At 38.8% G+C, this 19620-nt stretch carries 25 protein-coding genes; 11 read left to right on the forward strand and 14 right to left on the reverse strand.

Annotation, left to right across the window (positions count from 1 at the left end; genetic code table 11):
- The first annotated feature begins 36 nt into the window (after positions 1–36).
- Positions 37–1404, forward strand: a complete 1368-nt coding sequence (gene pmbA, locus H4J67_RS00110; RefSeq protein WP_404842765.1) for a metalloprotease PmbA — start codon at positions 37–39, stop codon at positions 1402–1404.
- 113 nt (positions 1405–1517) lie between these two features.
- On the opposite strand, the gene mgtE is transcribed toward pmbA, so the two are convergent.
- The 12 genes from mgtE to H4J67_RS00170 form a co-directional block, all read right to left on the reverse strand.
- A complete protein-coding gene (gene mgtE, locus H4J67_RS00115) occupies positions 1518–2876 on the reverse strand; it encodes a magnesium transporter (protein WP_070374888.1) in 1359 nt (452 codons plus the stop codon).
- Between the two features lie 119 nt (positions 2877–2995).
- The gene (locus H4J67_RS00120) at positions 2996–3271 is read right to left on the reverse strand and encodes an HPr family phosphocarrier protein (RefSeq protein WP_070374887.1); all 276 of its coding nucleotides are present in this window, start codon (positions 3269–3271) and stop codon (positions 2996–2998) included.
- Between the two features lie 13 nt (positions 3272–3284).
- Entirely contained in the window at positions 3285–4139 is an 855-nt protein-coding gene (rapZ, locus tag H4J67_RS00125; protein WP_182176378.1) for an RNase adapter RapZ, read from the reverse strand.
- Positions 4140–4170: 31 nt separating this feature from the next.
- Positions 4171–4626 (reverse strand): PTS IIA-like nitrogen regulatory protein PtsN, encoded by a 456-nt coding sequence (gene ptsN / locus H4J67_RS00130; protein WP_182176377.1) that lies wholly within the window; start codon positions 4624–4626, stop codon positions 4171–4173.
- Between the two features lie 45 nt (positions 4627–4671).
- Positions 4672–4959: a ribosome hibernation-promoting factor, HPF/YfiA family gene (gene hpf, locus H4J67_RS00135; RefSeq protein WP_182176376.1), complete on the reverse strand. Its 288-nt coding sequence runs from the start codon at positions 4957–4959 to the stop codon at positions 4672–4674.
- 23 nt (positions 4960–4982) lie between these two features.
- The gene (locus H4J67_RS00140; RefSeq protein WP_182176375.1) at positions 4983–6491 is read right to left on the reverse strand and encodes an RNA polymerase factor sigma-54; all 1509 of its coding nucleotides are present in this window, start codon (positions 6489–6491) and stop codon (positions 4983–4985) included.
- Between the two features lie 79 nt (positions 6492–6570).
- Positions 6571–7302, reverse strand: a complete 732-nt coding sequence (gene lptB / locus H4J67_RS00145) for an LPS export ABC transporter ATP-binding protein (protein ID WP_070374882.1) — start codon at positions 7300–7302, stop codon at positions 6571–6573.
- Positions 7299–7841 (reverse strand): lipopolysaccharide transport periplasmic protein LptA, encoded by a 543-nt coding sequence (gene lptA, locus H4J67_RS00150; RefSeq protein WP_070374881.1) that lies wholly within the window; start codon positions 7839–7841, stop codon positions 7299–7301. The genes lptB and lptA overlap by 4 nt, the downstream gene beginning before the upstream one ends.
- Positions 7822–8388, reverse strand: coding sequence for an LPS export ABC transporter periplasmic protein LptC (gene lptC, locus H4J67_RS00155; RefSeq protein ID WP_182176373.1), 567 nt, complete (start codon positions 8386–8388; stop codon positions 7822–7824). The genes lptA and lptC overlap by 20 nt, the downstream gene beginning before the upstream one ends.
- Positions 8385–8930 (reverse strand): 3-deoxy-manno-octulosonate-8-phosphatase KdsC, encoded by a 546-nt coding sequence (gene kdsC / locus H4J67_RS00160; RefSeq protein WP_182176372.1) that lies wholly within the window; start codon positions 8928–8930, stop codon positions 8385–8387. The genes lptC and kdsC overlap by 4 nt, the downstream gene beginning before the upstream one ends.
- 1 nt (position 8931) lies before the next feature.
- Positions 8932–9897 (reverse strand): KpsF/GutQ family sugar-phosphate isomerase, encoded by a 966-nt coding sequence (locus H4J67_RS00165; protein WP_182176371.1) that lies wholly within the window; start codon positions 9895–9897, stop codon positions 8932–8934.
- 43 nt (positions 9898–9940) lie between these two features.
- A complete protein-coding gene (locus H4J67_RS00170; protein WP_182176370.1) occupies positions 9941–10924 on the reverse strand; it encodes a calcium/sodium antiporter in 984 nt (327 codons plus the stop codon).
- A gap of 316 nt (positions 10925–11240) precedes the next feature.
- Between H4J67_RS00170 and mlaF the strand changes: the two genes are divergently transcribed.
- The 10 genes from mlaF to H4J67_RS00220 all read left to right on the forward strand — a co-directional run bounded on the left by mlaF (position 11241) and on the right by H4J67_RS00220 (position 17953).
- On the forward strand, positions 11241–12047 hold the full coding sequence (gene mlaF / locus H4J67_RS00175) for a phospholipid ABC transporter ATP-binding protein MlaF (protein ID WP_182202505.1): 807 nt from the start codon (positions 11241–11243) through the stop codon (positions 12045–12047).
- Positions 12047–12823 carry a lipid asymmetry maintenance ABC transporter permease subunit MlaE gene (mlaE, locus tag H4J67_RS00180; protein ID WP_220471601.1) on the forward strand — a complete coding sequence of 259 codons (777 nt, stop codon included), beginning with the start codon at positions 12047–12049 and terminating at the stop codon, positions 12821–12823. Before mlaF ends, mlaE begins: the two co-directional genes overlap by 1 nt.
- Before the next feature lie 56 nt (positions 12824–12879).
- Entirely contained in the window at positions 12880–13347 is a 468-nt protein-coding gene (gene mlaD / locus H4J67_RS00185; RefSeq protein ID WP_070374874.1) for an outer membrane lipid asymmetry maintenance protein MlaD, read from the forward strand.
- A gap of 29 nt (positions 13348–13376) precedes the next feature.
- The gene (locus tag H4J67_RS00190) at positions 13377–14009 is read left to right on the forward strand and encodes an ABC transporter substrate-binding protein (RefSeq protein ID WP_182176368.1); all 633 of its coding nucleotides are present in this window, start codon (positions 13377–13379) and stop codon (positions 14007–14009) included.
- Positions 14010–14046: 37 nt separating this feature from the next.
- Positions 14047–14361 (forward strand): lipid asymmetry maintenance protein MlaB, encoded by a 315-nt coding sequence (locus H4J67_RS00195; protein WP_182176367.1) that lies wholly within the window; start codon positions 14047–14049, stop codon positions 14359–14361.
- A gap of 12 nt (positions 14362–14373) precedes the next feature.
- Positions 14374–14631: a BolA family protein gene (locus H4J67_RS00200; protein WP_070374871.1), complete on the forward strand. Its 258-nt coding sequence runs from the start codon at positions 14374–14376 to the stop codon at positions 14629–14631.
- A 28-nt stretch (positions 14632–14659) separates the two neighbouring features.
- Positions 14660–15922 carry a UDP-N-acetylglucosamine 1-carboxyvinyltransferase gene (gene murA, locus H4J67_RS00205; protein WP_182176366.1) on the forward strand — a complete coding sequence of 421 codons (1263 nt, stop codon included), beginning with the start codon at positions 14660–14662 and terminating at the stop codon, positions 15920–15922.
- A gap of 277 nt (positions 15923–16199) precedes the next feature.
- Positions 16200–16649 carry an SMI1/KNR4 family protein gene (locus H4J67_RS00210; protein ID WP_182202507.1) on the forward strand — a complete coding sequence of 150 codons (450 nt, stop codon included), beginning with the start codon at positions 16200–16202 and terminating at the stop codon, positions 16647–16649.
- The gene (locus tag H4J67_RS00215; RefSeq protein ID WP_182176364.1) at positions 16639–17241 is read left to right on the forward strand and encodes a flavin reductase family protein; all 603 of its coding nucleotides are present in this window, start codon (positions 16639–16641) and stop codon (positions 17239–17241) included. Before H4J67_RS00210 ends, H4J67_RS00215 begins: the two co-directional genes overlap by 11 nt.
- A gap of 151 nt (positions 17242–17392) precedes the next feature.
- Positions 17393–17953 carry a TrmH family RNA methyltransferase gene (locus H4J67_RS00220; protein WP_182176363.1) on the forward strand — a complete coding sequence of 187 codons (561 nt, stop codon included), beginning with the start codon at positions 17393–17395 and terminating at the stop codon, positions 17951–17953.
- Positions 17954–17996: 43 nt separating this feature from the next.
- Here H4J67_RS00220 and H4J67_RS00225 read toward each other — a convergent pair whose 3' ends face one another.
- Together H4J67_RS00225 and H4J67_RS00230 are read right to left on the reverse strand one after the other, a co-directional pair.
- Positions 17997–18854 carry an endonuclease/exonuclease/phosphatase family protein gene (locus tag H4J67_RS00225; RefSeq protein ID WP_310740480.1) on the reverse strand — a complete coding sequence of 286 codons (858 nt, stop codon included), beginning with the start codon at positions 18852–18854 and terminating at the stop codon, positions 17997–17999.
- A 409-nt stretch (positions 18855–19263) separates the two neighbouring features.
- Complete coding sequence (locus H4J67_RS00230) at positions 19264–19455, reverse strand: DUF3185 family protein (RefSeq protein ID WP_182202509.1); 192 nt, start codon at positions 19453–19455, stop codon at positions 19264–19266.
- Between the last annotated feature and the right edge of the window lie 165 nt (positions 19456–19620).

Below are 19620 nucleotides of genomic sequence, written 5' to 3' on the forward strand. Positions count from 1 at the left end.
CCAATTTCCTGCATTTATAGAAGAAAACAATAAATTATGACTGAAACGATGAACGCTAAACAATCGATGAACGAACAATTAAGAGACGTTGAGCAACGTGTAGCACAAGTACTCGACTTAGCAAAATCGCTAGGAGCAGATGCAGCTGAAGCTTCTATAAGCCGCCAACAAGGGTTAAGTGTTGGTACGCGGTTTGGTGAAGTGGAAACGGTTGAGTTTACTAATGACGGTGCATTGGGTATTACTGTTTACCAGCAAGGTCGTAAAGGGAGTGCTTCAACCGCAGATTTATCAGAAGCGGCTTTAAAGCAAACAGTACAAGCGGCGGTTAATATTGCAAAGTATACCTCTGTTGACGACTGTTCAGGATTAGCAGACAAGGACATGCTTGAAATGTCGCCTGCTGATTTAGACTTATATCACCCAAAAGTTTTAACAACAGACCAAGCTATTCAACTCGCCAAAGAATGTGAAGACAGTGCGCTAGCGTATGACCCTCGTATTACTAACTCAGATGGTGCCTCACTTGATAGCTTTGAAGGCTATAAAGTGTATGGTAATACCAATGGGCAAATTGTTGGCTATCCGAGCTCTCGCCATAGTTTAAGCTGTGTAATGATCGCCTCTGAAGGTGATGATATGCAAAGAGATTATGCTTACACCGTTAATCGTGATTTTGACTTAATGGATAATGGCGTTGCTATTGGTGTGCAAGCATCAAAAGAAGCGCTATCGAGATTAAATGCTCAAAAATTACCGACAGGAAAAGTACCGGTGATGTTTCGTGCCGATATTGCTAATTCAATTTTTGGACATTTTATTGCGGCGATCAGCGGTGGTAATTTATACCGTAAATCATCTTTTTTAATGGACGCTATTGGTAAACAAGTTTTTCCTGACTTTTTAAACATCAGTGAACGCCCTCATATTTTAAAGGGCTTGGCGAGTAGTGCTTTCGACAGTGAAGGCATAAAAACGGTTGACCGTGAAATTATTGTCGATGGTTGTTTAGAGACCTATCTATTAACCAGTTACTCAGCACGTAAACTAGGGCTTAAATCTACTGGTCATGCCGGTGGTATTCATAATTGGAAAATTAACGCCAAAGGTTCTGCCAATGGTGGTGATTTTAATGCCATGTTGAAAAAACTTGGTACTGGCTTTCTTGTCACTGAATTAATGGGACAAGGCGTTAATGTAGTCAATGGCGATTATTCACGTGGCGCTGCCGGTTTCTGGGTTGAAAACGGCGAAATTGCTTACCCGGTATCAGAAGTTACCATTGCAGGTAATTTATCTGATATCTTTAAAGGCTTAGTAGCAGTCGGTAGTGATGTTGATTTACGAGGCAGTATTTTAACGGGTTCATTGTTAATTGAAGAGATGCAGGTTGGCGGTAATTAATCACACCCTGCTATTTTAACAAGGTACATTTGATTACTAAAACCAGCAGACCAACAATGAGATCTTGAAAAGCTATCAAGATCTCAATAAGCCCATATCTAGTTTAGGTGAGGTTAGGTTAGGAATAAAGTTGCAGTTCCTAAGAAAGCGAATATTCCAACCACATCGGTAATCGTTGTTAATATCACACTACCAGCGAGAGCAGGGTCAATATTCATTCGTTTTAAAAACAGCGGGATAGCGACACCAGCGATACCAGCAGCGGTTAAATTCATTAACATTGCAAAGGCTATTACGCCACCAAGCATTAAATTTTGTTGCCAAATAGCCACAACACCGGCAATTAATACCGCCCAGATAACGCCATTCAGAAAACCAACAGCAAGTTCTTTTTGAATGAGTATTCTCGCATTCGAGTCGCCAACATGGCCTAGTGCAATGGCGCGAACAACCAGTGTTAAGGTTTGGTTACCGGCAACACCACCCATACTAGGCACTAAAGAATTTAAAATAGCTAAAATAGCCAGTTGGCTTAAAACACCTTCGAACATACTCGATACAGCAACAGCCAGTAGTGCGGTAATGAGATTAACGCCAAGCCAAATAGAGCGTTGTTGTGTGCTTTTTAAAACCGGAGCAAAGGTATCAGCTTCCCCATCTAAACCCGCCATACTCATCATCGAATGTTCGGCATCTTCACGAATAATATCGATAACATCGTCTATCGTGATACGACCAAGCAAACGACCTTCATCATCAATCACTGGTGCAGAGAACCAATCAAATTTTTCAAAGAGTTGTGCTACGTCACTATCAGACAAATGCACTTGAATTGCTTCAATATCTTTATCAATGAGTGTTGAGACGATAATTTCAGGTTTGGCGGTAATTATCGCCGCTAGAGAAACGGCGCCAATAAAGTGATTTTTACCATCGACCACATAAAAAGAATCGGTCGCTTCAGGTAAATCACCTCGTAAGCGTAAATAGCGCAATACCACATCAACCGTTACATCGGGACGAATTGTTATGGTATCAGTGTTCATGATACCGCCAGCGGTATCTTCTTCAAATGACAACGCGGCTTCGACTCGACCTCGGTCTTGCGAATCCATAGCACTTAATACTTCTTGATAAACACTATCGGGTAGAGTACGTAAAACTTCAGCTAAATCATCAACATCCATACCTTCAGCAACGGCGGCTAATTTTTCAGGGCGGATAGTTTTTAAAATACCTTTTCGAACTTCCTCATTGAGTTCTTCAAGTACTTCACCGTGATTATCTGCGTCGATAAGTTGCCATAAAACGGCACGACTTTTCGAGTGAGATGACTCTAATATTAAAGCAATATCATAGGCTGGCATGTTCTGTAGTAATTTTCGAACGTGCACAAACATACCGCTACCAAGTGCTTCATTGACTTGTTGCAGGCGTTGATGATTTTGTTGTTGCTCTGATATTTCCGGCATAAAGTTTTCCTGTGCCGCAGTAATACGAAAATTATATTGTCTATATCTTAGTCAAGATGCGCTGGATAAGGTATTATAATGAATGATAACGTAACTTTATTTTTTATTCAGTCTTTTTATCATTCGTCTTCATCAAATTTATCAGAAAATAACTGGCATACATCGTTAAGTGCTTGTTGAGCATCTTCTCCTTGGGTAATAACCTCTACGGTTTTCCCAAAGCCACCGGCCAGTAACATTAACCCCATAATACTGCTGGCATCAGCTTCTTTGCCCTCTAAGCAAATAGTAACGTTAGCATTAAGCTTTTGGCTTAACTGGGCAAGTTTAGTGGCAGCACGTGCGTGTAATCCCAGTTTATTGCTAATGGTTAATGATTTATTATATTTTGGCATACAGTGACCGTTATTAAGTGCTTTGTATTTTAATGTCGCGATGATGAGATTGAACATCTTCGCGTTCTTTTCTGAGATTGTTTGCTAATATTTCCGCAATATAAACTGAACGGTGTTTTCCACCTGTACAACCAATAGCGATAGTAATATAGCTGCGATTGTTTCTTTCTAAGTGGGGTAACCACGTCATCATAAAACTGTTAATTTGCCAGATAAATTTAGTGACAATCGGTTGGCTAGCAAGAAAGTCTCGCACGGGTTGATCTAAACCAGTAAAACCTTTTAAGTCTGTTTCCCAAAAAGGGTTAGGTAGAAAACGTGCATCAAAAACATAATCTGCGTCTTGTGGTACACCGTGTTTAAAGCCAAAAGATTCAAACACCACCACCATAGATGCCGAGGTTTTGCCCAAAATTCGCTCACGCACTAAATCAGATAATTGATGAGGTGATAACTGGCTGGTATTAATATACAAACCCGCACGCGTCGAAATAGGCTCAAGCAGCTTTTTCTCTAAAGAGATGGCTTGGTCGAGTGGAATATTTTGTTTAATTAAAGGATGCAAACGACGCGTTTCACTAAAACGTCGAATAAGATCAGAGTCATCGGCATCTAAATACAGGATATCGAGTTTTACCGTTTTTGGCAGATAATCTAATATCTCTGAAACATCATTAGGGTCATTGGGTAAGTTACGTACATCTAAACTAACCGCTACTTTGTCGTAATCATTAATAACGGTATGTGCTAATGCAGGCAATAAATTTACCGGAATATTATCGACACAGTAGTAGCCTAAATCTTCGAGTACACGTAAGGCGACACTTTTACCTGACCCTGAGCGACCACTGACTATCAAGAGTTTCATTTGAGTTTTCCTGGGTTATTATTAGATTTTATTAACGTTGAGCATGCTTTATTATAGTAAAAAGCTCTTGCGAATCTTTGCATTTTCTTATTTGCTTTGCGAATTGTTTAGTACTAAATATTTGCGCAATACTTTGTAAGGTATCTAAATGTTGTTGGCAGTTTTCTTCGGGTACAAATAACGCAATAATAATATCGACAGCACGGTTGTCTATCGCATCAAATTCAACGGCTTGTTCACTGGTCAGCAATACAGCAATAACTTGTGACGTGTTAGTTAATCGACCATGAGGAATCGCAATGCCATTTCCTATACCGGTAGATCCAACTTTTTCACGCGCCATTAAGCTTTCGAATAATTGATGAGTATCAATATTGTCGAATTTTTTTGCCGCAGTTGTGCTAATTATTTCAAGGAGTTTTTTTTTGCTTGTACCCTTAATTGCACACAGGGTGCAATCAAGGGTAAGGATATCTTGCAACTTCATTATACTACTTAGATTCTTTGGTGAGTGAACAGGCGATAAACAGCATTAATGCTGATTCGTTTTACCTTTGTACTTTAATATTTGCCGGTCAAGCTTAACAACAAGACTATCAATAGAGGCATACATGTCAGCATTTTCAGCTTTTGCATGTAAATCAGAGCCACTAACGTGAACAGTCGCTTCAGCAATTTGATTTGATTTTTCAACGGTGAGAACAACATGTACATTATTGATATGATCAAAATGTCGGCTTAATTTTGTCATCTTAGTCGTGACGTTTTCTCGTAAAGCTTCGGTAATGTCAACATGGTGGCCAGAAAGATTAATTTGCATAAGCTTAATTCCTCATCTTTTCGTTAAAGTAAACTTTTTCGTTGGTTAGAAGGTGGAATAGAAAGTGACTCTCGATATTTTGCTATGGTACGTCGAGCTACATTTATCCCTTGGTCGGCTAATAAATCAGCCATTTTACTATCACTAAGTGGTTTTGCTGGGATTTCGGCGGCAACAAATTTTTTGATTAGTGCACGAATAGCTGTTGATGAGCATTCGCCACCGCTTTCGGTGCCAACATGGCTTGAGAAGAAAAACTTCAGTTCGAAAATTCCACGTGGCGTATGCATGTACTTTTGTGTTGTCACTCGTGAAATGGTTGATTCATGCATATCGACAGCTTCGGCAATATCATTTAAAACCATTGGACGCATGGCTTCATTACCATGTTCAAAAAAGCCAATTTGACGTTGCACAATACAGTTTGACACTTTTAATAAAGTATCATTACGGCTTTCTAAGCTTTTAATAAACCATTTAGCTTCTTGTAAATTTGAGCGAATAAATTGTGTGTCCGCTGTCGACTTCATCGAACGTGACATCGAAGCATATTGCTGATTCACCGAAAGTTTTGGCGCAGTATCAGGGTTTAATTCGACCACCCAACGGCCATTTTTCTTTTCAACAGACACATCAGGAATAACGTACTGGTCGTCACTCTTCATCACACTATCGCCGGGTCTAGGGTCAAGTGATTGAATAAGACGTACCACTTCGCGCAGTTGGTCTTCTTTCAGTCGAGTTTTACGCATTAATGTACGATAGTCTCGGCTACCCAGCAGATTAATATGGTCACGCAAAACTAACTTACTTTCTGCTAGCCAAGGTGTAGCTGGGTCAAATTGATTAAGTTGAATGATTAAACATTCTGAAATTGAACGAGCAGCGACGCCGACAGGATCAAAGAGGTTAATACGTTTTAGTACCACCTCTATTTCATCAAGCTCTACTCCTTCAATGGCAACACTTTCTAAAATGTCTTCACTAGATACCGTTAAGTAACCGGCGTCATCAACCGCATCAATAATTGCTGTCGCTATAGTGCGGTCTGTTTCGGTAAAAGGGCTTAATTCCATTTGCCAGCGCAAATGATCTTGAATAGAGTCTTGGGTCTCGCCTTGGTAAGTATAATCTTCTGAAGAGGGGCCTGAACTTGAACTTGCTGCACCAGCTGTGTAGTTATCATCCCAAGTGGTATCCATGTTTAATTCTTCAGGGATATCGTTTTTGTCCATGGCTTCAGTAGTGGTGATTTCATCAATGGTAGGCGTAGCGTCTTCGCTACCATCAGAAGCCGGGGCTTCTTTAACATCACCAGTACCGGCAGTGTGAGCTTCTTCAAGGTTGTCAGTACTTTTATCTTCGGGATTATTTGAAGACTCATCCATTTCTAATAATGGATTGCTTTCTAAGGCTTCTTGAATTTCTTGTTGAAGCTCTAACGTAGACAGTTGCAGCAATTTGATTGCTTGCTGCAATTGTGGCGTCATGGTTAATTGTTGTCCTATGCGGAGTTGTAGAGTAGGGCGCATTTAGGTCATTAACTTCCTATTATTTTTAATGGGATATTTTCGTTTTTTTCATACGAAGATATTATTCACTTACTGACTACTATAGCGTGAATTGTTCACCAAGGTATACATCTCTTACATGTTGATTTGCAAGAATTTGATCTGCAGTACCTTCTGCAATAAGTTCACCATGACTAACAATATACGCATGTTCACATACATCGAGAGTTTCACGTACATTGTGATCAGTGATCAACACACCAATGCCACGTTCTTTTAAGTGTAGAATAATTTTTTTAATATCACCTACTGAAATTGGGTCAACACCAGCAAAAGGTTCATCTAATAAAATAAATTTTGGTTCAGCAGCTAAAGCGCGGGCAATTTCTACTCGGCGGCGTTCACCACCCGATAAGCTCATGCCTAAATTATCTTTGATATGACCTATGTTGAATTCTTCAACAAGATGTTCTAATTTTTCTTCACGTTCAGCATCTGATAATTCTTTTCGTGTTTGTAAAATAGCCATAATATTATCGTAAACACTGAGTTTTCGAAAAATAGAGGCTTCTTGTGGTAAATATCCGATGCCTTTTCTAGCACGCTCATGCATAGGCGCTAACGTCAGGTTTTCGTCATTTAAAATAATATCGCCACTATCACTTTCAACCAAACCAACGATCATATAAAAAGAAGTTGTTTTTCCGGCACCATTTGGGCCCAGTAAACCGACTATTTGTCCTGCTGAAACTTGCATACTGACATTTTTAACCACTTTTCTGCCTTTATAGGCTTTGGCAAGGCCTTTTGCCATTAGGGTGCTAGTGCTCATAAATTAATTTTTTCCTGAGTTTTCGCGTCTGTGGTTGTCGCTTTAATTTTTTCTTTTGGCTGAAAAATCGTTTTAGTGCGTTCGTTAGATTTACTTTCAGCATTAACATACTGAGTGGCAATATTGTAAGTAATTCTACTGCCACTAACTTCACTGCCTTCTTGCTGTAATAGCGCATTTCCTGAAATGATCACTAAATTATTTGCAGGCTCATATCTTATTTCGTCGGCTTGTAAGCTAAGTGGAGTGCCATCGGCTAAGGTTTGTTTAAAGGTTGCTGGCTTCCCTTTAGCGATGTAGGTTTTTTCTTCACTGCCTGATTGAGTCAGCACTTGTACTAAATCAGCACGTATAACTAATGAACCTTGAGTGATCACCACGTTATCAATATAGCTGAATATTTTATTTTTAAGATCAACGGCTTGTCTTGAAGCGTTAATTTCAATCTTTTGTTTTATATCAAATTTTTCAGCGAAAGCTGACGAAAATAGCGGAGTTGATAACAATAAGCACAGTAGGCTATTTTTTAACAATTTCATAAATTGATTTCACATGTTTAGTTAGTGTCATTTGGTTGGTGTTTAAGTCGACAATTAAACCTTTACCATCGATGGTAAATCCTTTACCGATAATTTTAATTTCTTGTTCTGAACTTATGATGTTAGTTTTTAGATCAAGTTCAAAGTATTTTCCTTGAACTTCTTGTAATAAGCTATCGGGATCTGTTGCTAACAGGCGGACATGCTTTTCTAATTTCACCCGGTTGTTATTGTATAATATGCCTTCATTGGCAGATATTTTCCATGCGGGCGCATCATTTTTTGGATGAAGTGTGTATTGAGGAAACTCAAAGTTGGTAATACTTAACTCAGGGTAATGTTCCATACGATGGGCATCAACAACATAAGCTAAACTTCCTTGATGTTTATAAACATTACTGTGTAAATTTTCGGCAATAAAATCAGGGGTCAGCGTCTTATCAATCGCTTGTAACTGTGGTGCTGAGGAATTTCTCCATTCAATTATACCGTAAACGCCTCCCGCAATTAGAAAAAACAACAAAGTTAAACTATAAAGTCGATTCATATACTCGCACCCGAAGCATTTGCTAAGGTGTTTTGGCTAAGCATGATTAAATCGCATATTTCTCGAACAGCACCAAAACCGCCATGGTTAAAAGTGGTGTAATTTGCGATAGATAAAATACTTGGGTGGGCATCTTGAACAGCAATACCCAAGCCTACGGCTTTGATACACTCATAATCAGGCATATCATCACCAATATAAGCAATTTCCTCGAGGGATAACTTTAATTGCTTAGCCATCGTTTTCAAGGCGGGTAATTTATTTTCTTCACCTTGCACTATATATTTAACATTTAAGGCTGACATACGTGTTGCGACAATATTTGATGTTCTCCCGGTGATCACCGCTACATCGACACCGCTGGCGCCTAATGCTTTTATGCCGTAGCCATCTTTAGTGTGAAAAGCTTTTAATTCTTCACCATCGTTACCCAAATAAATACGGCCATCAGAAAAAACGCCATCAATATCACATATCAGTAGCTTTATTGTTTTCATGGTATTGAATGCTGTGTCAGTAATTTCGCCATAGAGTGTTTGCATATTAGATAAGACCTGATTTTAGTAAGTCGTGCATATTCATTGCGCCAATAGGTATATTATTGTCATTAACAATAATTAAACCATTAATTTTTTTGTCTTCCATGATCTTTAAGCCTTCGGCGGCTAGCATATCTTGATGAGCTACAGTGGGATTTTTTGTCATCACTGATGCAATAGTATCGAGATGTATATCAATACGTTCATCAAGAATACGACGTAAATCTCCGTCAGTGAATAAGCCTTGTAATTGACCACTCTCGTCGACTACCGCCGTCATCCCCAAACCTTTTAACGATACTTCAACCAACGCATCCTTAATTTTAGCATTAGCATTTACAGTTGGTAAGCGCTCACCACTATGCATTATATCGCTAAGACGAAGTAATAGGCGTTTTCCTAAACTACCACCGGGATGAGAGAGTGCGAAGTCGTCAGCGGTAAAGCCGCGAGCATTTAATAAGGCAACAGCGAGTGCATCACCCATTACTAGGGTTGCTGTGGTACTTGATGTTGGCGCTAATCCTAGTGGACAAGCCTCTTGTGAAACAGCAACACAGACATGGGTATCGCCTAGTTTTGCTAAGGTTGAGGCTGGATTCCCCGTCATCGCAATAAGTTTAGCGCCAATACGTTTTATGACTGGCACTATTGCTAACACTTCACTGGTTTCGCCCGAGTGCGAAATAGTTAACACGACGTCATCACCGGTAATCATACCTAAATCACCGTGACTTGCTTCACCAGGGTGAACAAAAAAAGAAGGTGTACCAGTGCTCGCCAGCGTTGCAGCAATCTTGCCACCGATATGGCCTGACTTGCCCATGCCAGCAATAATAACCCTACCTTTACAGTTAAACATTAACTGACAGGCATATTCAAAGTTCTCATCAATGTACTGGGCTAACTCTGCAATAGCCTGTTGTTCTATGTGAATAACGTCTAACGCTAGTTGTTTAAAATCGTTCATTATTAGCCCGTTTTTATTTTGTAAATTGCTATTATAGTGTTTGTTATTGCTTTATTTGACTAAAAAGTAGCGCTTGATAAGCGATAAAAGCGCCTATTAATAACAAACCTTTTAAGCGGCCAATGCAAAACTTTCCGGCACGACGAGTAAAACACAGTATAAATAATAATACGGTAACGCCAAGCATGTAAGGAGCGTCACGTGCTGCGGCATCTGAATCTACTTCGCCCGGTGCAATTAAGCCAGCGAGCGAGAGTACGGCCAAAATATTAAAGATATTAGAGCCAATAATACTCCCTAGCGCTAAATCATCTTCTTTCTTGATAATACTCATAATACTTGCCGCAAGTTCTGGCAAGCTTGTGCCAACGGCAATAACGGTCAAACCAATCACTAAGTCACTGATGCCAAATGCTTTAGCAATAAAAACGGATGAATCGACCAGGTAGCTAGCACTCATAGGTAAGAAAATAATACCAACGACTAGCCAAAGTAAAGATTTAGGTTTGCTAACCGCGTCTGGCACTTCTTGTTCTGCTTCAATGATCAATGGATCATCAATTGGCCGAGTTTTAGAGGCTCTTATGGTGATAAAAAGTAACGCAAATATATAAACAAAAAAGCCGATCATCAGTGATAAGCCTTCGTTAAAGCCAAAGTAATCGTCAGAAAGCATCCAATAGGCTAGGGCGGTAACAATTAAAATTAATGGAATTTCTCGTCTTACCGTTGATGAGGAAACGTTTAAAGGTTGAAATAATGCTGTTATACCGAGTACCAAAGCAATGTTAGTAATGTTTGAACCGATTGCGTTACCGATAGCTGTATTATTGTTACCGTCTAAAGATGCTGTCGCTGCAATCATCATTTCTGGAGCAGATGAACCCATGGCAACAATAGTTAAACCAATAATCATCGGTGAGATACCAAAATTTCTTGCTAATGATGAGGCACCAAAAACAAATTTATCAGCACTCCATACCAGAGTAACAAGTGAAACAAGTAAAATTAGAATCTGTAATAACATTAAGGGCTCCTATATTAAGAGCGTAAATTGTCGCTGGTTGCGAAGCAAAAACAAAGAGAAATAATCAGATCTTGGTAAAAAAGTGCCCAAAAGGCGGTTTTTTTACATGCCATTGTTAAAAAATAGCCAAAGTAAAAATTTCGTTAAAGCAAAAATATATCTTCTGAGAGTAAAATCTTACACTTTATTACGTTTTTACACGCTTTCTTACGATTTTTATTTACATTTTTAACGCAATTTTAATGACGTTTTTTGATTGCTCAGGTAAAATTCACCTGACTTTAATAATAACAACCAGTGACGTTATATAAATCTTATGCCTGAAAACTTGGTCGATATCCAGAACCTTACGTTTAAACGTGATGAACGAGTGATCTATGATGATATTAGTCTGTCGATCCCTAAAGGAAAAGTTACCGCGATAATGGGGCCAAGTGGTATTGGTAAAACCACCTTATTACGTTTAATTGGCGGTCAACTCAGACCAAATTCAGGTAAAATACTTTTTGACGGACAAAATATTCCAACATTATCACGCAGTGCACTTTATGAAGCGCGTAAACGTATGAGCATGTTGTTTCAAAGTGGCGCGTTATTTACCGATATGAGTGTTTACGACAATATTGCTTTTCCGATGCGCGAACACAGTACCTTGTCAGAATCGTTAATTGAAAAAATGGTATTAATGAAACTTGAGGTCGTTGGTTTACGCGGTGCACGAAATTTAGCACCTGGCGAACTTTCTGGTGGCATGGCACGAAGAGTTGCCCTTGCCCGCGCTATCGCCTTAGACCCTGAACTTATTTTGTATGATGAGCCTTTTGCGGGACAAGACCCTATTTCAATGGGTGTTATTGTTCGTTTAATAAAAGATTTAAATGAAGCATTAGGTTTAACCTCAGTTGTGGTCTCACATGACGTTACAGAAGTAATGAGTATTGCCGATTACATTTATATTATTGCTGAAAAGAAAATTATTGGTCATGGCACACCGTCAGAGATAAGTAAGCAAACATCACCACTGGTGCAACAATTTATTCAAGGTGAGGCTGATGGTCCCGTACCATTTCATTTTCCTAGCGCCCCTTATCAAGATGAATTAATGGGTAAGGAGCCTAAATAATGAATAGTTTACAAAGTTTAGGGCATAACATTATTGCCACGATTACGGGATTAGGGCGAGCAATAGTTTTATTACTTTCTGCATTGCTTCATGTGCCGAATGTACGTAAAGGCTTCCCTCTATTGGTGCAGCAGTTATATTCTGTTGGCGTACTTTCACTGATGATAGTGGTGGTATCCGGTTTATTTATTGGCATGGTTATCTCGCTACAGGGCTATACTATTTTAGTGGGCTATGGTGCTGAAGGCAGCTTAGGACCTATGGTCGCACTCTCTTTACTCCGTGAATTAGGCCCTGTGGTTGCGGCATTATTATTTGCAGGACGTGCAGGTTCTGCATTAACCGCCGAAATTGGTTTAATGAAAGCAACAGAACAATTATCAAGTTTAGAGATGATGGCAATTGATCCGTTACGTCGTGTGATTGCGCCAAGATTCTGGGCAGGGTTTATTAGTTTACCTTTGCTAGCCGCTATTTTTTCTGCCGTAGGAATATTAGGTGGTCATCTTGTTGGTGTTGAATGGTTAGGCGTAGACAGTGGCACATTCTGGTCAGTGATGCAGGCTCAAGTTGATTTTCAAAAAGATATTCTTAATGGGGTGATAAAATCGGTTGTTTTTGCATTTGTTGTCACTTGGATAGCTGTTTATAAAGGTTACGATTGTGTACCAACATCAGAAGGTATTAGTCGAGCGACAACTTCAACAGTTGTACAATCATCATTATTGGTTTTAGGGTTAGATTTTGTATTAACAGCATTAATGTTTGCGAATTAATGTTTGCTGTTAGTTAATTATTTATAATAATTTTTATTTTAGGTTTGGTGGAAGACATGGTGTCGAAAAAAATTGAGTTAATGGTAGGTTTATTTGCAGCAATAGGTATTGCTGCGTTGCTTATGCTTGCGCTGAAAGTTGCTGATAGCGGTATTTCCGGTAATAGTGAGACATATCAACTTTATGCTAAGTTTGATAACATTGGCGGTCTAAAAGTTCGTTCAGCGATAAAAGTGGGTGGTGTTGTTGTCGGTCGTGTTAGTCATATTACCATCGACGCAAAAGATTATACGCCGGTAGTCACTTTAGATATTTATACACAGTATATTAATTTTTCAGAAGCAACGTCGGTCTCTATTTTAACCGCAGGTTTGCTGGGTGAGCAATATGTTGGCTTACGACCTGGTTTTGTTGATGAATCGGTAGGCACGCTAGTTCCAGGTGACTTCATTGAAGATACTAAACCAGCATTAGTACTAGAAGAATTAATAGGACAATTTTTATTTAGTCAAGGAAGTGACTAGCTGGTTTACCAATGGAGAGTAGAAATATAATGAAAAAATTATTTACAGTAATAATTGCTTTAGCATTAATGGTGAGTATTAGTGCAACAGCAAAAGCGGTTGATAGTAAAAATCCGTACGCGATGATCGAAACGGTAGCGAAAGTAACGTTTAAACGTTTTTCTGACGAACAACCAGAGATTCGTAAGAACCCTGAAATATTGAAAGATATCGTTCGTGAAGAGTTGATGCCTTACATTAATTACCGATATGCAGCATTGAAAGTTATCGGTTTTAAAAACTTTGAACAAACAACTTCGCAAAGCAGAGCTGATTTTGTTGATGTTTTTAGAGAGTATTTAGTTACCTCATATGCACAAGTCTTTACTTTGTATAAGCAACAAGAAGTTGAATTTGAACCAGAAAGAGACTTTGATGACGCTAAGGTTGTTGCTGTTAGAACCTCGGTTTTAGACCCAGGTAGACCCCCTATTGATATTTCATTTCGTGTCAGAAGAAATACTACAACCAATGAATGGAAAGCTTACGATATGGTCGCCGAAGGTGTTAGTTTACTTGATAGTAAAGAAGTAGAACTTAGCGGCTTAATACGTCAAAAAGGTTTGCCATACGTTACTGAAATGTTAAAAGAAAAAAGCGATCAAAAAATCGTTTTTAAGTAGCGTTAATAGGCTATTTCTGTGATGATTAGGAATTGAAGTGAAGAAAATTAGTTTTATTGAAAAAGATTCCAGAGTTGTTTTTAGTGGTGAATTAACCTTATTAACTATTGATAATTCATTTGAAAAAAAATCAAAAGCTTTGATTAAATCAGGGGTATTAATCTTTGATTTGTCGAATGTTTCAAAAGTCGACACGGCTTGTTTAGCTTGGTTACTTGCCATGCTAGAATTAAGTAATAAGACTGACTGCCAATTAACTTTTGATAATTTACCAAAAGATTTAATTAAATTAGCTCAGTTAAGTTGTGTTGATATGTTCTTACCAAAAACTGATAGTACCCTTAATCAGTAACCGGAGATAAATGTGGAAGTTTCAGATATAGAAAAATTACTTAATGATGCCCTAGAACTTGATGAGTTACATGTTGCATTTGATGGATCACAATGCAAAGTGATTGCGGTTGCAGACTTTCTTGGTGAATTAAGCCGTGTAAAGAAGCAACAAGCAATATATGCACCTTTAGCAGAGACTATTAAAGCGGGTGCAATTCATGCGGTATCGATTAAAACTTTCACAACGTCAGTGTGGCAACGTGAAAAAATGTTTAATCTTCCGCTTTAAATTTTCATAACCAAATAAGAATATTCTATTGGATGCATTTAAAATAACAGGTGGTACGGCCCTAAAGGGTGAAGTAACCATCTCGGGCGCAAAGAACGCCGCTTTACCGATATTAATGTCAGCACTTCTCTCTAAGACACCGATTACATTTAGTAACGTTCCTAAGTTAAATGATATTGAAACGACGATTAAATTGCTAAGTCAATTAGGTGCTAAAGCTCATTGGTCTGGTGATAATGAATTAGTTATTGATGCAAGTACCATAGCTCATTGTCGTGCATCTTACGAGTTAGTTAAAACTATGCGCGCGTCTATATTAGTTTTAGGTCCGTTATTGGCGCGCTTTGGTCATGCAGAAGTTTCTTTGCCTGGCGGTTGTGCTATTGGCGCAAGACCGGTGAATTTACATATTCATGGTTTAAAGTTAATGGGCGCAGACATAGACGTTGAAAATGGTTATATCATTGCTCGCAATAATGGGCGCTTAAAAGGTGCGACCATTTTTATGGATACGGTAAGTGTTACCGGCACTGAAAACTTGATGATGGCTGCAGCATTAGCCGACGGTATTACCACGATTGAAAATGCTGCCCGCGAACCAGAAATTGTTGATTTAGCTAAGTGCTTAAACGCTATGGGCGCTAAAGTTTCTGGCGCAGGTACAGATACACTGAGCATAGAGGGTGTTGCCGAGTTATCAGGCACACAGTATCGTGTTATGCCAGATCGTATTGAAACAGGCACTTTTTTAGTGGCTGCTGCGGTTACTCAAGGCAAGGTTAAGTGTTTAAATACAGATCCTAAAGCTTTAGAAGCGGTTATAAGTAAGTTACAAGAAGCTGGCGCAGAAATTACCTCCGGTGATGATTGGATTGAGCTAACGATGAATCAGCGACCAAAAGCGGTTAATATTCGCACTGCTCCTCATCCTGCTTTTCCTACGGATATGCAAGCACAGTTCGTGACAATGAACGTAATTGCAAAAGGTATGGCAACGACAACAGAAACTATTTTTGAAAATCGTTTTATGCATGTTCCTGAACTACAACGCATGGGAGCTGATATTAGTCTCGAAGGCAATACCGCTATTTCTTGTGGTGTTGAATCACTTAACGGTGCGCAAGTAATGGCAACAGACTTACGTGCATCAGCAAGTTTAGTGATTGCTGGCTTAGTGGCGACCTCAGAAACACAAGTTGACCGTATTTATCATATTGACCGCGGTTACCAAAATATTGAAGATAAACTACAAGCACTTGGTGCGAATATTACACGCATTAAAGCGAGTTAGTCTGAAATTAAGATAAAAGATACGATTGATTAAAGCACCTTTTTAGGTGCTTTTTTTATCGCTCAATATAATGAATGGCTTAGCTGCATATTATCAGTGTTGTTATTTTGCTGAAATAACCAGATAAGTAAACTCGTTACGCTATTAATTAGCAATACCCTATTCTCTTAAACTGCTAGAATGCGACGTTATAGGTAAGCTTGAACAAAGCACGATAAATTGGCAAGTTATAAAGTGTTCAATACAAATAACACAGTAACAGAATGAGAGTATCCAGATGAATAGCATTGATCTTTTTGTAAAAAATTGGGGCAGTAAAAGCGCCATGGTACCGATAGCCGGTGAGGATATAACCGAGCTAGAATTAAAATTATCTGCTTACATGCCTGATGCATATAAATATTTGATCTCGACTTACGGTTTGGTACACACGCCAAATGTATTAACTAAAATCTGTGATTTAGGTGTCGATATTACCGAAGTACAAGATTTTTTAAGCCTTGATGATGTTTTTTCGCTCTCAAAGTTATATGAAATGACCGGTATGCCAAAAGGCCATATCTTGTTTGCATCTGATTGTAAGGGCAGTATGTTTTGCTTCAAACTTAGTGATTGTACGCACAGACAAGCAGACAGTGCAGTATGGTTCTATGATCACACGGCGGTAACGGTAAAAAAGGTCGCTAATTCTTTTACAGAATGGCTGGAGGCATTTAATGAACTTTGATATTACAGAACTTGGCGTTCAGGAAAAATATCGCCTACTCAATGGTGGTGTTACACCAAGACCAATCGCTTGGATCAGTACACGTTCTAAAGACGGTGTTGACAATCTTGCTCCTTACTCTTTTTTTACGGTGGCCAGTTGTAATCCTCCGGTACTTCTCTATACGCAGGTAACACAACGCAGTGGTCTTGATAAAGACACCTTACAAAACTTAAGAGAAACGGGTGAATGTGTTATCAATATTGTAAATAGCTCATTATTGGCCCAAATGAACAAAACAAGTGCCAGTATTAGTCTCGATGAAAGTGAGTTTGACTTTGCCGGGGTTGATAAAATAGGTAGCTGTAGCGTGGCACCATTTTCGGTTAAAGCGTCGCCAATTCGTTATGAATGCACATTAAGAGAACTTATTACTCTCGGTGATTTACCTGCTGGGGGAACGCTTGTGCTTTTAGATGTAAAGTCTATTTATGTACGTGATGACCTATACAACGAAGCAGGGATAAACCAAGTGTTAATTGATTCTGTTGGTAAAATGGGCGGCGATGGTTATAGTCTCACTTCAGAATACATAGCCCTTGAACGCCCATAAATTGCAATAAAGGTTTGTTTAATTAGTTAACCGTGACGAACTGAAAATATCAAATATCAAATATCAAATATCAAATATCAAATATCGACCTCATCTATTAGTCAGACGACTAATAGGTGAGGTCGATTAGCATCTAATAAGAGCCGCTATCATGCATTCAAAAATACAATTAAGTAAAGAAGATCTCCGACAAGATAAACCGACCCGCGACGAATATGTGAAGCAGGCAAAAATTCCTTTAATATTGGTTTTAGATCATGTCACTAATAGCTACAACATAGGTGCATTTATTCGTTTGGCGGATGCTTTTGCTATTCAAAAAATTATTGTTTGTGGCGAACTCACAATCTCTGATAAAAAATTGAAAAAGGCCTCTAGAAATGAAGCGAAATGGGTCGATATTGAATACAGTGATAGCACGACGGCAAGCTTACAATCATTAATAGACGACGGTTATACTGTTTTTGGCGTAGAACTCTGTCAGCAGTCGGTTGACTATAAAGAGATGACCTACCCAACTGCTTGTGCATTAGTGTTAGGTAATGAACGCAAGGGCGTAAGTGAAGCGGCATTAAAGCTAAGCCATCATCAAATACACATTTCTATGTTTGGTATGGGTAATTCTCTGAATGTATCAACGGCTGGTGCTATCGTCTTAGCTGAGTGCGCTGATCAAATCCGCAAAATATCAGCAAATATAGTTACGGATTAATCCGTTATAAAACGTTAGCCATTAACACAGAACGTTTATTGGCTTAACTTGTTTCACCGGGCTTTGGTACATCACCTTTACTAACATTTTGTTGTTCAGATATTTCTTGTGACCACTTATGCTCAGCCGTGTCTGCTTTTATAGCTGCTTGATTATTACAACGCAGTGCAGTAAACGATAGTTGGGTTAACAGTGGAAAATGGTCTGAACCGATTGACGGTAAACGCTTAATTTTTTGCAGTGTAAAATGTTTGCTGTGAAACAAATGATCTAAAGGCCATCGAACCAATGGGTAGTCGACATGAAAAGTGTTAAATACTCCTCGTCCAACGCGAGGATCGAGTAAACCACTAATTTTATGAAACAGTCGTGTGGTAGCTGACCAAGCAACATCATTAAGATCGCCTGTCACAATAACGGGTTGTTCACTGTCAGCAACACTTCGAGCCACAATCATCAGCTCAGCATCACGCTCTGCAGATTCAGTATTCTCTGTTGGGCTTGGCGGCGCAGGATGAAGAAAATGCACTCGCACTTTATCGCCGCTACGTAATTCTATTGTGGTGTGTATTGATGGAACATCTTTTTCAACTAAATAACAGATTTCTTGTTCGGCGATAGGTAATCGTGAGAATACATGCATGCCATAGAGGTTATCAAGTGGGCATTTAACGCTATAAGGCATGTCAGTTTCTAGGACGTTAAGCTGTTCTTCCCACCATAGGTCTGATTCTAGTGTGACTAGCACATTGGGCTGATGTTTTTTAATCAGTGCTATCAGTGCATCGGCATTACGATTGGGTGTCAGAACATTTGAAGTAATAATACTAAGTTGTTTATCAGCATCAGATTCAGTAGAGTTTTTAACCTCTTTGGGATAAATAAAAGTATAGGGTATTATTCAAGATAACTGCCATATCAAACAAAGCGTTGTGCTAATAATCAGTGCCTGCGTACTTACTCTTTGGGGATCAAGAAAAATAAAATAGGCGAGTAACAAAATCGTTGCAAGTATAGTGAACTGTAAGCAAGGAAAATCCATACCTCTAACAATCCAATGGGGATGTCGAGACAAGGGCAAAAGGGTTGTTAGCACAGTAAACAGGGTGAAAAATGTGAGTATGGTTAACATTGATAGCCTAATCTTGTCCGCTTAATCTTAATATCTTGCTACTGTCGATATTTTCGTGATTAATTTTTACTGATGCTTATAATAGTTGAAAATAGAATGAGCTATTTATTGAAATAAATAGCGCTAAGCCTAGTTTACCCGTAAATACTTATAGGTGTTTACGGGTAAAAATCAACGGTTACTTTACTCTTGTGATACCGATAACAACAGCAATAACACCACTGATCAATCCTGCCCAAGCTTCAATAGGCGTATCACCGCTTAACGTGCGAGTAAGTTGAGCGCCAGCTGAGTCATAAATATTATAACCCCAAATCGCGAGAGCAACACCAACAATGATAAGGGTAATACCAATAATTTTATTATTCATTTCTACTCCAAATATTTATAAGACGATAGTTTAATCGCGTGAATACTAACGAAAGCATATAACGCTACGTTAACAGTTTATCTACCACTTTCACCAATCAAAATATAATTCGACAATTTAATCACACGGTAAAAACGTAAATAAACTCAACATTAGCTTAAGTGG

This window comes from Colwellia sp. BRX10-4, from assembly GCF_014077465.1.
Taxonomy (GTDB): Bacteria; Pseudomonadota; Gammaproteobacteria; order Enterobacterales; family Alteromonadaceae; genus Colwellia_A.